Origin of the sequence: Anabaena sp. FACHB-83 (assembly GCF_014697485.1) — a bacterium.
GTDB lineage: Bacteria > Cyanobacteriota > Cyanobacteriia > Cyanobacteriales > Nostocaceae > Nostoc_B.
The window spans coordinates 1-13,928 of the sequence record NZ_JACJRY010000086.1; the positions used below are offsets into that span (position 1 = coordinate 1).

The following is a 13,928-nucleotide window of genomic DNA, read 5'->3' on the forward strand; positions in this document are numbered from 1 at the left end:
GTCCTAAGTTATACATGATGTCTTACTCTATCATGTATATACATGGCTGATTGGCTGATTTTTCAAGATTTTTTTCTTATCCCGGTTTTCTGTTCCGTTGCTACTCACGCCCCATAGAGTAAGAGTTTTCAGTCTATCTTGCCCCTGGTGACAGCTTCGCTATATCTAGGCCAAGTTATTGATTGGCTCAAAAGCTTGAAATTACGTTAACTTTTGGTCACGTTATGGTTCAAAATTTGGTCACGCAGGGGGTAAAATCACAACTGCGGCATCCAGTAAGCAGAAAAATCGCTAAAAAACCGATAATTTACTCTTTAACCTTAGAAATTGAGATATTCTTTTGCCATCTGGAGACGATAGAAAATGCGTTCGTAAGAACGGGTCAACACTCCAGCAGCATTAGTTGATGTGGTATCGCTTGTCAAATAGTCAGAGGCCCTTTCTTGCCAATAGTGCATTCTCGCTTTTGCTACAGAGAGCATTTGTTCAATAGTGGCAAGTTTACCTAATCCCAACCTTTCGCCGCAAGAAGTGCCACCTTCTCCTGTAACTTCTAACATTTGCGTTATCTCATTTTCATCAAAGTCTAATTTTTTATCATAATAATTACGCAGAACTCGCAACTCACTAAAACCATGCTCTTGGGCTTCTAATTCTTCAAATAAACCAGCAATACTTTTGACTATTTGTTGTTGTCTAACTGGGAGATTTTGCTGGTATCGAAAACTAGCCACTTTGATTTCCTGCAAGACTTTACCGAGTTTGATTAAGTAGGATCTATGACCAAAATGGGAGAGTATAAGGTCACGCAATTGGGGAACACCACTGTGTTTGAGTAGTTTATCAGTGAGTTGTGCTTGATTGTTGACACCAGAACGAATTAGAGTATAGGCAAGCCAAATGCCGTATTGTCCTAGACGGTTATATAATTGTTGACGTTGTTGAATTGGTGGGATAGATACCTCGTTTGAATATTCGCGATCGCAAAAGCGTCCGACATCTTTGATCAGCTTATACATTCGCTCTTCTGGAAGCGATTGAGCCAGCCGAGTCAGAATTTGCCACTCATCCTTGGTAAGGGTTTGCGCCCCAAAAGCTAAAAGCCCACAGGTAGGATAAATCGTATAAAGTATGTTTCGTATTTGCGGGTGAGATGATAACCGTTGACAGATCCGATTTCCCGCCTCCATAGGTTCAGAAGCATTGGGATCAGACCAGTAACTATCGACTTTGGTAAGTACACCAATGGCATTAATAGGTGTCGCCTGACCGACCGCTGATCCTTGGAACATCTCTACGGTTTGCTTATCTTCGGTAGCTAGACTATGACTAAATAAGTACAGCACCGCATCAGCACCTTGAGCTTCTGACTGGGTAATCTCAGTGAGTTCTTGACCGTGTAATTGCAAGAACTGATGAGTATTTTTGGAGTCATCCTCATAATAGGATGACAAGCCAGGAGTATCAATCAAGCTGAAACTTTCCAAGATTTTGTTTGGGTAGATAACCTCTATATACTTAACGCTCAAAAGATAATTGCGATGAGAGTCGGCTCGGAGAGTTAAAGTTGCTAGTTCTGCAAATGATTTGGGTTCGGGTGAGCGACCATTCTTAAAGTGTACTAGCAGAGATGGGCGATCGCCATACCGTAAAAAGTTGACGTTAAAAGTAGCTTCCACATTACCTGTTGCGACTACTGCCTCACCCAATAAGGCATTCATCATTGTAGATTTACCCGCCTTAATCAGACCAACTATCGCCACCCGCATTGGTTGATCTAATTGCTGCTGACATCGTTGCAACAAGCGGTGAAAATGCTCTAATCCTGGTTGATCAATAGTTTCAGAAAGGGCAGATTTAAACAATTCATCTACCCTTGATTGCAGAGTTCCCTCAATCATCTGCCCAACTTCCGTTTTCTGTGCCTACCGTAGTTACTGGTCGTACTACCTCAGTTTTTTCTTTAGTATCTGACACTGCACCCATCGTGATTGTAGCTTGAGCTAATTGCTGAATATTCTTTTGCAATTGATTGATTTGGGGTAATATAACTTGCAGTTCCTGAGTACGTTGTTGAACCTGGGTTTGAGAACGTTGACGAGCTTCTTGTAGTGCGCGGAGAGTGCGATCGCAATTATTTTTTTCTCGCTTAATCTGCTTTCGTAATTCTTCCCGCATCGACTGTTCTAAATCCGTGATAGCATCATCCAGCACTTTTCTACAGAGCATTTGGCTCTGTTTCAGATAAGGAAAGATAAATTTAGAAACCTCGTGTTTGTCTTTATCTTTAATTTGCGATACAGACTGATCAAATCCTAATTTTGCCCCTGCTAATCCTGCTAAAGAAACTCCAAGAGCTTGACCTATAGTCGCTCCAGGGCCAGCTCCAATACCGCCAAATAAAGCCCCAATAGCAGCACCGGCAATTCCTCCAACCCAATAACCAATGGTTGCTCCAGGAGTCGCTGTAAACCCAATATTGCGAAATATAACTACAGATTTTTCAAACAATCCAGTTCGTTTGGTTTTCCCCTTTTGGAAAGTAATATCTGTTTTGTCCCATTCTAAATCATCTATCTCTAATGGGTTAAGATTGAGTCTACTAGCAGACTCGATGTTTGTATATAGTTCTGCGGTTTGTTGACTCAGAAATTTTCCTAAATTAGACATTAATCCATTAATATCTCCCTCAAGCAAACTTGCAATTGTTGTGGGATTCTTTAAAAGTTTATTATTGTCTAGATATTCATTAGCTTTATTGTGTACTTTATCAAAGCCGACATCAAACTGATGAATCATTTGTTTGCGGATATCTTGCAGTCCATAATTCAGTTGAGTCAACCAATCAGCGTTATTTTCTTGTAGTGCTGCTAGTCGTTCTTTTGTCGCTTGAAGTTGGCGTTCAGATTCTTCTAATTCCTGCTTGCTTTGCTGTTGATATGTTTCCCACTCAACTTGAATTGGTGTTTTAATCTCATTTACTGCTCGTCCCAATTCAGTTAATGCCCTTAACAGTAAAATTTTCCCGCGTTCTTGACTGATTAAACCCCACAGTTCATTTTCTAATTCCTGAAAGTTACTATCTTCTAAATCTTCTGCTTCTTGAAATTTCAGGTAATCCAATTTCAGGCGACTGGAAACAGGAATAATCGAAATTTCACTGTCGGGAAGTTTGAGTACTTGAGCCAGTTTTTCTCGATTGCTAGCGATAATATTTTCGTAGTTTGCTACTGAATCTATCTTTGTGACTACAAAAATTAAATTTTGACAATAAGGAACAATTCTTTCAGTTATAAACTCTAATTCTTTAGCAGATAAAGGTGCTAGTGCATCACTAACAAAAATAATAGCATCTGCATTAGGAATAAAAGCATAGGTAACAGCCGTATGTTCTACATTGAGACTCCCGACACCAGGAGTATCCACCAACACCAAACCTTCTTTTAGTTGGGAATTAGGAGATTGCAAAACCAACATTTTAGCTTGGCGGGTATTGCCTTTATTATGTTGTTCCGTTACATAATTAGGAATTTCTGCCCGTTGAATTTCCTGATATTTTTCTTTTCCTGATTCGCCTAAAACTACAGTGATTTTCTCTGTTTCACCATAGGTAATGCTGGAAACTAGATTAGTTGTAATATCAACATCTACTGGAAACAATTCTGGTTCATTTAACAAGGCATTCATTAGGCTAGATTTCCCTTGTTTAAATTCACCACAAACAACTACAAATAGTTTTTCCTCAATCAGACGCTTTTCTACTTCTTCGATGCTTTGCTTAATCTCGATATTTTTTTGGGCTTCAGCTAAGGTTTTAGTTGGTTTAAAAAGCTGTAAAACCTTCTGTTTTTGTTGTTGATAGTTAGCCATAAAGTATCATGTATTTTGTTAATAATTAAGGGCTTGCTAGGAAGCGATCGCAGAATTTTGCACCTAAAACGCGGTAATATGGCTCTAGTGAAGGCTCTAGTAATGTACGCAACAATACACTAAATCGGTTTATCCACTCAGATGAGAAGCTAGTATCAGACTCTAACATTTCAAACATCTCATCATACATAGCCAGCAATTCGCGGCGTTTCTCTTTGTATTCGCCTAATGTCATTGGTGCCACAGATAGATGAGGGAAAATACCTATTTCACCTTGCCATTGTAGTTCTGGAGCCGGATTGCGAAAGCGCAAGTTAACATATTCCACAGGTACTTGGTTAGCCCAATTCACAGTAATTGTGGCGAAAGGAGGAAAGATTTTAGTTTGGCCTTTTTGGGCTGTAGGAGCAAAGCCAAAACAGGGTAATATTGCATAAACTTTTCCTTCTTTCCGTAGGGGAATCGGTAGACCGATACCTGCTTCTAAAGGTATGAGTTGACGAAATACAGGAGTTTGGCGGATAGATTGCAATAATTCTTCAGTTTTACCGAGAGTTTCTCTTGGTTTTTGAGGTAGTGGTGTTGTCATAAATTACCTTTAATGCGTCGATTTTCTCGAACAAATGCCAATTTTTTATGCAGTCACAACATTACCAGTAGTGGAAATCATGTAGGAATTACTATCAGCCCAAGCATCTATAAATTTATCTGCTGGTACTCTCAGTCCTTGACCATTAGGTGTGCCTGGGTCGTTGAGAATTACCGTAGGATTATTTGGATCGCTGTTGTCAATACCGATAACTTGCACAGCATGATTGACACCTTGACCTGGCATTCCAGCCAATTCCGATAAATAATCATCCTCATCAACCTCTTGATACCAGATTTCATCAGCGTCTATTGCTACTATGACTTTCTCACCTTCTTGCAGTTTGTCGCTTAAATCTGCTAGCGTGCATCCATCTTTTTTGTCTACATCTACACCATTGGCTTCTAGTAAGCTGCCCATATGCTCTAGAGGAGTACCACCACCAGGAGTGTACCAACCGTTTTCAATAGCTTGTTGACGCAGTTGATCTTCTGAGAAATCTTCTCCTGTAACTGCGTCTAAGATAAATTCCTGGGAAGCGATCGCGCAAGTATCATCATAAGTTTGTTGATGCCAATGTTGCATATCATCTTCTGGAACACCGCACATTTCGGCATTTATATCACTTGGGAATTCGCAAAAATCATCTGATTGACTATCCCCATTGATATCTTCAACTGGCAATATTTCATCAGGTATATCATCACCATCAAAATCAGATGGAATTACCCAAGTGTCTGCTTGTCCGTCACCATCAGTATCAATACCCTGAATATCAAAGTCAACCAAATTTGCATCAAATTGCTGGTAAGAATCGGTATCAGCATTCAAATCAGACATATTTGAATCTAGAAACAAATCTCTAGAATGCATCAATTTTACTCCAAATATAACTACTGTGAATCACGTTTTAATGGATGTAACCAGCATTTTTTTTGATACAATATTGGTTTTTAGGTTACTATTTAAACCAATCATTATCTGTATTTGAAGATTCAGTAGACTGCTGGTCTGTTGGTGTTTTATTATCTTTTGAATCTGGTTTTTCAACCAATCCAAAACTGGTATCAGTTAGTGGTTCTGGTTGTTTAGATGAGCGCGATCGCTTTGGATATCGATTGATATCTCCATTGAAATTTTTTATTTCTTCATCTCTGTCTTGGTAATATTCTCTATCTTCAGGATTTGATGAGTTAGCTAAAGGACTTTCTAAATAATTTGAGTTAGAAGTCAATTCTTGTCCTAACTCCTTTATTTCTGCTGCAACAAAATCCAATGGATTATTGAAAAATTCGGCAATTTTATTTCTATTACATGGTTTATCTGTTTCAGATTCTTCTCCCCAATCTGTACCTGTATAATCTGACCAATCATCGTCTTGATTACTCTGATTCCGGTAATCTTCAGATTGATAATGCCTTTTCTCTGATTCCAGATGAGATGCGCTAACTCTTGGCTGATTCTGCTTTTCTCTTGTGCCAACCTCTATCACATCTGACGCAGTCGCATTTAAAAAAGTCCCATCTATAGCATCTTTTTCCCGCGCTATCCCAAGACATAAAGATATGGGGTAACGACATCGAGAAGCTTCAAACCACAAATCCTTAGCATGAGAATTGGGATATAAATTTATCCGTTTATCAGAATGATTTAATGCAAAGTAGTTTACCTCTCTAACAGCTATATCTGTAGCTTTAAAGTCTACTTCGTACTGAGATTCATCAGGTATCTTACTAGCGGACTCGAAGGATTTTACGTGCCATTTGTCAGCTACATATTTGTAAAGCTGCGTAAAAAGCTCAAGATTCATAGCGGGAATTTCCACATCAGAATCTTTCGTTAATTCAGTTACATAACCGAAAAAACCATAAACTGGTCGATTTCCGTTATCTAACATCATCTCTGATATATTCTCATCACCAGAAGTAGCCATAATTTCTGTGAGCATACAAGTTACACCAATAACACAGTAATGCTCATTTTTAAATAATGACCAACGTGGCTGTTCTCGCAACTTTTCGGGTAAGCGTGTAGTGCCTAAAATATATTTCTCTGCCCATTGCTTATCCTCATTATTGAAGCCTGTTGGCATCACAATCAAGCGAAAATCTACTTCGTAAGTGCGACTATAAACTATGGCAGCCCATTTAGACTGAGACATCAGCTTTTACCTCCTTATTTCCGAGAAAAAGAGGAACTTTTTGTAATTCTTCCGTCAGACGTTCCATTTTGGACTGAATGATTTGAAATTCTCCCTCTACTTCTTTTAATTTTGCTTCTTTGTTTTTCATTTGCTCACTATTAAGCCAATTGACAAACCAATTACGCGCCTTATCTACCTCCAATTCTCCACGAATTTTATCCTGGTAAGCTTTTGTATTTAATGCGTTTTCTCGCAACTTGGCATAAACTGCAAATGCTACAGGAAGATGTACATTAATTGGGTTAATTTCTCCACTACTGGGATTGTCTGCCAAATCTTTGCCTAGGCTGACTGGACATATCATTGTTAACCAACCAGACTCAGGCTGAAAAAGTGGTTCAAATAACTGCTTAACATCTCTGACAACAGCATCTTTACCCCGCTTCATACACTGGTCATATTTAGTAACAACAATTGCTATAGGAAAAGGCTTGGCATTTGTAGGATTTAACTGCTTTTGAATATCTGTGATAATATTAGTCATCGGCTGAATTTTTAATTGTGTAGCAATTTTTTGTCTAGCTCCATAATCAACATTACCAGCCGCATCAACAATTTCTTTTGTAAGAAATTCTCCAGATATACACAAAAACAAACAAGCAGATTCTTTCACATATTTTAATAAATCTTGCACATCTGCTTGAGATGTTTTATCGCGTAAAGCACCACCTCGATAGTCAATCCAATCAAAACTCATAATTGGTTTGGCTGCATAGTTGAAATCAAAGGAATATGTATAAATATTGGCATCATTTCCTCTCGGCCAACGTTCTTCTCCCTCACTACAAACTAATGCATCCCACTTGTCAGTTAATTCTAAGTCTACATCTAAATCTGTAGCACTGACTGTAAACCCATGCAACCCAACACTCATAAATGAGTACATTCCAAGCATATAGCAGGTTTTACCAGATTTGGTGTATCCGAGCATTGTGATTTTCATAATTTCCTCCTTTAATAACTACAAATAATTATTGAATGAACACGAACTTGCTTTAAGAAAACAAATCAAATGGATCGCGATATTTTCTGTTAATTGCTCCTGAAAACTGATGATAAAACTTAAGTGTCCCACAGGCTTGTGCGTAATCCAGTAGAGTTTTACCGTTTTGCATCCAAGGAATATTTTCTAGATAACTAGCTAGAGCTAAAACAGGGTCTTTAATAAACTCTAATTTTTGGGAATGTTCAAGATAAGCCGCAAACTCTTGTTGAGCTAATTCTTCATCTGTGGGATTACCATTCCATTTGTCTCCTACCCATCTAAAAAATCCTTCTATACCTTGACTTTTTTGTTGCCATTGTATAGCCCGATCATAAGATTTCTGCGCTAAATCTTGTGCCACATAAGCTTGTACATAAACTGCTGCATAAAGTGTAAAAAGTAGTGGTAGTGGTACATTCATAAAATGTTTACCACAGGCAATGGGGATAAATGCACCGATAACCCAATCACTAGCATTTATCACACCTATGAGTCCTTCAAAAGGACTAATCAGTTTTTCTGAAAATTGGCTAATTTTATCCGTCTTACTGAGAATAATTGCCAAAGATATGGGTTTTTCTACATCTCGCAAAGCTTGAGTAACTAAAGTGGTCATTCTCCGAATTTCATTGGCTCTGATATCTCCTCTCATCAAAGCATCACAATCACAAAACATCATAATGCCATCAGCTTCCCGGAGGTCTTTAATCAAAAGACTTGCTTGTTCGCTAGTTTGCTTTTCTTTAATTGCTCCACCACGATAATCTGCCCAACGGAAAGCAAAAATGTCTTTACCTTGATGCTGTAAAAAAAAGTCATATTCCCCTCTTTGATCTGTTGCTGAGGGATAATTATCATGTGCGATCGCCTGGGCTAACTCATACAATCTTGCATGATCATTTGTATTGATAGCTTTCAAAGAAAAACCTTCTACTTGCTGTTGCATAATCCCATAAAGAGATGCCATGTATGTTGTCTTACCAACATTAGTATTGCCAATCATGACAATTTTCATATTTTTTCCTTCAAGTGTTTTTTAAAGCACTACAAGATATCAGAACCAATTGGAATCATCATTTTGCGGTTTCTCTGAATCTGGTGGATTATTTTCCTCATTACGGGTTCTAAATCCGTAATCTATATCTTGTTGTTCACTATCTCTTTGTCGAGAACGAGAGCGGCGTGTCCTTCTTTGACTTCCTGAACTAGTCACACCACCAATAAAATCACGGGTTTGTTTAGCCATTGCTCCGCCAATTCCTTTATTGCTGACACAACCGCCTGCTACCCATCCAATACCAGCACCAACAACAAAACCTACAACGCTACCACCGAATAATAAACCTGGTATTTGAGCGATTCTTAGCCCAGCCAACCCACCTAATACAGCACCTAATATTTCTACTGGCTCAAATGGAAGTTCTTTCTCTTCTACATCAGAATATTCATTATCCTTATATTCGTCAGAGGGGATTGATTCTGCTCTAGGTGGAGTACTTGGGGGTAATGCAATTACTTCTCGTGCAACAGATGATTCTATTTTTCTAGAAATATCATCTTTCTGTCTGATACCAAAAGCTGTAGCATTCAAAAATGGACTTTCTACAGCATCTTTTTGTGTTGCCAAACCTAGACAAAGTGAGACAGATTTAGCATGAAAATCAGTAACTTGTTGAGCAGTCGCAACCCAGAGATTTTCTCGATTTTCATCTGGCCACAGGCGAACTGTTTGACTATCTATTTGGTTTAAAGCAAAGTACTCTCTGTCAAAATCTGTGCGTGGTTGAGCAGCTAGATAATCTATTTCTTCATATTGAGATAATAAGGGAACTTTGCTCTCTTGTTGATAGGATTTCACAGACCATCGCTGCTGCACATATTCATAGAGAGGAGCGAAAATTTCCAGGTCTTTATCTGAATACTTAGGAATTGGGGGTAAACCATGTTCTCCATCTAATTCAGCTACATAACCGGCAAAAACATAAATTGGCCGATTACCAGAGTCTTTGGTTATATCTTCCACAATTGCATTACGAGAATTTTGGATGAGTTCTCTAGCCATGCAAGTTACACCAATGATGCAGTAATGCTCATTTTTGAATAATGACCAACGTGGCTGTTCTGATAATTTTTCCGGTGAACGGGTCGTTCCCAAAATATGCTTCAATGCCCATTGTTTATCTTGTTCAGTGAAAATTTCAGGCATTGCAATTAAGCGGAAATCTACTTCATAGGTGCGACTGTAGACTAATGCTGACCACTTAGACATAGATTTTGACTCCTCTGTAAGAGAATAATTTAAGACAGTTAGTAAGATATTTGGTAGCAATCATTCTACTAAAACCAATCATCCACATTGGCGTTATCGTTATGTTGAAAAACCGCTTCTTCACCAAAAGCATCAAAAGGATCTCCAGTAGAGGGTATTTTTACATTATGTTTTATTTTTGTTTGTTTTTTTTGCTCTTCTGGAATTGGCTTTGGCTTTGTATTTAACTCAGTTCCATAAATAGCTGCTCCCTGACAAACACATAATTCTGGTTCATCTATTAATAATGGTGGATGTCCTAACTTCTTCTCTATGGCATCTTGCACATAAACAATGCGACAGCTACCGCCTACTAATAAAACTTGATTGATATCTTGCCAATCTATCCCAGCATTTTTTATTAACTGGTCACAAACTGCTATAGTTTGGTCAATAGATGGAGCAATCATCTGATTAAAATCTGCGCGAGTCAGTTGATAATCTTCTCCTCCTATAGGAATGTAAATTCTTGCTTCTTGCGCCTCGCTCAACTGATGCTTGATATCAATACACAACTTAGATATAGTAGCCCTTCCTTGCGATGCATCTTTATTATTCAATTGTTGACGTAAAGCTTCACTACAACGGTTTTTGATATCTTGGTAAATCAGCCGATCAAAGTCCGTCCCACCACAATTTTCTAGTCCCTTTGGAGTGGAAAGGATTTGGTAACTCGCTGCTTCTTGTTTAATTAGGGTGGCATCAAAAGTTCCACCACCAAGGTCATAAACAAGTATCTTCTCTCCATCCTGCAATTTGTTTTTATTATGATGGGTGTAGTAAATAGCCGCCGCTACTGGTTCTTCCAAAAGCTTCACAGACCTAAATCCTGCTGCTTCTGCTGCTTTCTGCATTAAGTTGCATTTGTACTGTTGATATGTAGCAGGAACAGTAATGACAGCATTTTCAATTGATCTTTGTCCTAGTGCTGTCACAATTTTCTCAGCTTCGATTTTGAGCTTTCGCAGCACATCAGCTACCAAATTCTGAGGTAACAAAGAACGCTCACCTATCAGGTATGGTTCATTTATTCCCAGATCACGTTTAAATTCCCGTCGATACCGACGGATATCTAGCATACGATTGTTTTCGGCCGCCTGACCTACAAGTACCTCTCCTCCTTCAGTTAAATAGACACTAGAGGGAAAAGAGTAGCCATGTTTCAAGGGTTCTTTTATCAATCTCGTTGTGCCATTTAGCACTAGTGCAGCACTGGTGTTACAAGTACCAAAATCGATGCCTAAAAGCATATAGAGAACTCCAAGAAATAAATTATCCCGCTTGAAGTTACTGACTGATGACCGTTGACCATTGACTGTGAACAGTGGGATATTTTTTTATTTAGAAGTCCCATAATTTTTTGAGGATGGACTAAGGAATTTTATTTCCCTCAAAATAAAATTTGAGGTTATGGTAAATAATGCTTTATAGGCGAATCAAGCTATGTAAAAAATAGCTACTTTACAAGCTAGTAGAGAAAATTCATCTCCTTAATAGGTAAGTTTTTATAATACTCTATACTGAAAACAATTTTAATTTTTATAACATTCATTTTATTAAGCATACTTAAAAAGACAAATCATTTAACATTGTGGGCTTTTTTGTCTACACAAATGCAATTTATCTTTTCCAACAAGCTTTATATTTCTTTACATACGGGGTATCCGTATCTCGGTGGCTACCCCCGTACAGAAATATTCAAAAATCCAAAGCAGAGATAGCGTTCTGCTTCTGCTTCTCAGTCACCCCCAAATAACGCTCCAAAGCTGCCAGCGTGCGATGCCCTGATATCTCCTGAATGTGGCGCAAGGGGATACCAGCATCGCTCATCCTGGTTAACGCAGTCCTCCTAAAACTGTTATGGTGTCGGGTTAGACAAATTTACAGGTTCTGCCTCTTTCCATACAGCCTCAAACTGCTCTACAAAGAAACCATACCAGTAATTATCATCTTTCCTGGTTAACTCAAATGTTGCACGTGCTTCATTAGGAATACGAAAATTTAATAATCTTGCAATCATACGACCACTTATAAGGTGATGATCAAAGCAAACAATAGTGCAACAAGGCAAATAGTTTACGCATCTCACTTCTAGACTTCCAGAATAATTTTTTTTAGAAAGCGTTAGCAACCTAGATATATTTGTCTCCAAAGTAGAATTTAATTCATCTACATTTGAATCTCTGCTACGAAATGCCGCCATTTCAACAACTTGACTAGCAGGCTTCATAAGTAGGAATTTAATTTCTAGCCCATTCTCAAGACCATACTCGATATCATCTTTTAGCAGAGGGATAGTTCTTGTAAAGTTAAGACCCCAGAAAAAAGCTTTCCGGGAAGTGCGTATAGACTTTTTTAGCTCAGTTCTATCGTACTCTTGACCAAAAAACTTATCTGCAAGATGATCTAATTTTTCAATTCGAGATACAGCATCTTGTAGTTTTTTGTTCTCTTGACGACTTACTAGCAATCCAGTTGTTACTAATGCTAAAACTGCCAGAATTGCGGACATTACAATGTTTTGACTGGCGGAACCAGTGATTCCCAAAACTGCAATTATGATTGCAATTCCAATTGTGATATAAGCATCAATGTTTTGCCCTGAACGAATATCCTGCCAGACGTTTTGGAGAAGTTTCATTACTTGTTTTCAAAGTTTGATGTGAAAATTCACTTGCTAGAATGCTGAAGAACAATATAACAAGAGCCGCAAGAGAGGAATGACCTCTGAAGCACTCATTCACGTTTATGCCGTCTGATGAAATATACCTTTTAGCTATACCACATCTTTTAGCTATACCACATGAAAGTTAGCGTTATGCTTAGACACTACGCTCTAAAAGTAATATAGTAAACTACTATTTTTACTGTTATCTAAGTAATTGCCAACGTGATATCTAGTAGTATCCAGACAGCAGTTACACGTTTTTTGTGGTGCATAATTTAGAACCCAATCACCGAAACTGCCTTTCGCTTCTGCTCTGGCGTTACCTCCAGATAACGCTGCAACGTCCCCAAGTCGCTGTGACCAGATATTTCTTGAATAGTTCTCAAAGGTATTCCCGCGCTGGACATCTGCGTGAGGGCAGTTCGCCTAAACGAATGGGTGCTGACTCCTTCTACCCCAATCCGCTTGCAGGCATCGCGCAGAATCTTGTCTGCCATGAATCGGGTCAAGCGTTCAGTTACACCACGCTTGCCAGGAAACATCATTGAGCCTTTGGGTTGGTAAAGAGCCAGTAATGTTGCGAGTGTTGGTGGAATGTCTACAATCCGTGTTTTGTACTTACCTTTCGTGGTACATTTTCGGAAAGTGATGGTTCCTGATTTGATGTCAGTTTTTTTCAGGGCCAACGCTTCTGATACGCGACAACCAGTAAACAGGCAGATGCCAAACAGAGCGCGATCGCGTGGGGTCAGGAATCCCTCGGTGAATAATCGCCTTAGTTCGTCTTGGCTTAATATTTTGCCTTGTCCGTTGCCGTCTACCTTCATTTTTCGCGCCTTTTGGGGATTACACCAAATGCTGAAAACGTGTAATCAATCCCTCAAAGTATTGTATCTTCGTTGGGGACTCCAAGGCGACAACCAGCAATCAATTTAAACTTATCATTCCCAACCGCTACAACCCTTATTCTTTCGTTGAGTGATAAAACCTGCTTATGGTTGCAGCGCGATGACCACTTCCAGGTATGATCTGCACCAATAGGATTGGCTCATGTTGGGGCTGGTCTGAGTTGTCTATACTCGCTTCTGTACCCCTGGTTGATCCATCGTTGCTATCAAAACGGATATCATTTTTCTCTGCACCAGCGTCTAGATATGGTGTAGACGGTGCTTGCAACTGTAAATAAAGGTGAAACGGGGTGTAAATTGTGAGTTTTGACAATGTTTGTAAGGTTTTAGCTGAAAAATACCCAAGAGAATTTGCTAGTTGGTTACTGCCTGAAGCACCCACACAGGTTAAGGTACT

Annotated in this window: 13 protein-coding genes; all 13 read right to left on the reverse strand. The window is 38.9% G+C overall.

The genetic code is table 11. From position 1 onward, the window contains the following. Nucleotides 1-320 precede the first annotated feature (320 nt). Nucleotides 321-1,901, reverse strand: a complete 1,581-nt coding sequence (locus H6G79_RS35200) for a dynamin family protein (RefSeq protein ID WP_190595142.1) — start codon at nt 1,899-1,901, stop codon at nt 321-323. Next, nucleotides 1,894-3,870 (reverse strand): dynamin family protein, encoded by a 1,977-nt coding sequence (locus H6G79_RS35205; RefSeq protein ID WP_190595143.1) that lies wholly within the window; start codon nt 3,868-3,870, stop codon nt 1,894-1,896. The genes H6G79_RS35200 and H6G79_RS35205 overlap by 8 nt, the downstream gene beginning before the upstream one ends. Nucleotides 3,871-3,895: 25 nt before the next feature. Further along, a complete protein-coding gene (locus H6G79_RS35210) occupies nt 3,896-4,459 on the reverse strand; it encodes a hypothetical protein (protein WP_190595144.1) in 564 nt (187 codons plus the stop codon). A gap of 45 nt (nt 4,460-4,504) precedes the next feature. After that, on the reverse strand, nt 4,505-5,299 hold the full coding sequence (locus tag H6G79_RS35215) for a C39 family peptidase (RefSeq protein WP_242048765.1): 795 nt from the start codon (nt 5,297-5,299) through the stop codon (nt 4,505-4,507). A 121-nt stretch (nt 5,300-5,420) separates the two neighbouring features. Further along, nucleotides 5,421-6,620, reverse strand: coding sequence for a hypothetical protein (locus tag H6G79_RS35220; RefSeq protein WP_190595146.1), 1,200 nt, complete (start codon nt 6,618-6,620; stop codon nt 5,421-5,423). Next, nucleotides 6,607-7,605, reverse strand: coding sequence for a hypothetical protein (locus H6G79_RS35225; protein ID WP_190595147.1), 999 nt, complete (start codon nt 7,603-7,605; stop codon nt 6,607-6,609). The genes H6G79_RS35220 and H6G79_RS35225 overlap by 14 nt, the downstream gene beginning before the upstream one ends. Before the next feature lie 52 nt (nt 7,606-7,657). Continuing rightward, nucleotides 7,658-8,662, reverse strand: coding sequence for a TRAFAC clade GTPase domain-containing protein (locus H6G79_RS35230; RefSeq protein ID WP_190595148.1), 1,005 nt, complete (start codon nt 8,660-8,662; stop codon nt 7,658-7,660). A gap of 39 nt (nt 8,663-8,701) precedes the next feature. After that, complete coding sequence (locus tag H6G79_RS35235) at nt 8,702-9,916, reverse strand: hypothetical protein (RefSeq protein WP_190595149.1); 1,215 nt, start codon at nt 9,914-9,916, stop codon at nt 8,702-8,704. A gap of 68 nt (nt 9,917-9,984) precedes the next feature. Further along, nucleotides 9,985-11,205: an Hsp70 family protein gene (locus H6G79_RS35240; RefSeq protein ID WP_190595150.1), complete on the reverse strand. Its 1,221-nt coding sequence runs from the start codon at nt 11,203-11,205 to the stop codon at nt 9,985-9,987. 448 nt (nt 11,206-11,653) lie between these two features. Continuing rightward, nucleotides 11,654-11,785, reverse strand: coding sequence for a hypothetical protein (locus tag H6G79_RS35245; RefSeq protein ID WP_016864595.1), 132 nt, complete (start codon nt 11,783-11,785; stop codon nt 11,654-11,656). A gap of 28 nt (nt 11,786-11,813) precedes the next feature. Next, nucleotides 11,814-12,596, reverse strand: a complete 783-nt coding sequence (locus tag H6G79_RS35250) for a hypothetical protein (RefSeq protein ID WP_190595151.1) — start codon at nt 12,594-12,596, stop codon at nt 11,814-11,816. A gap of 302 nt (nt 12,597-12,898) precedes the next feature. After that, nucleotides 12,899-13,450 (reverse strand): site-specific integrase, encoded by a 552-nt coding sequence (locus H6G79_RS35255; RefSeq protein WP_190595152.1) that lies wholly within the window; start codon nt 13,448-13,450, stop codon nt 12,899-12,901. A gap of 136 nt (nt 13,451-13,586) precedes the next feature. Further along, on the reverse strand, nt 13,587-13,928 hold a 342-nt coding region (locus H6G79_RS35260; RefSeq protein ID WP_191049421.1), incomplete at its 5' end, for a hypothetical protein.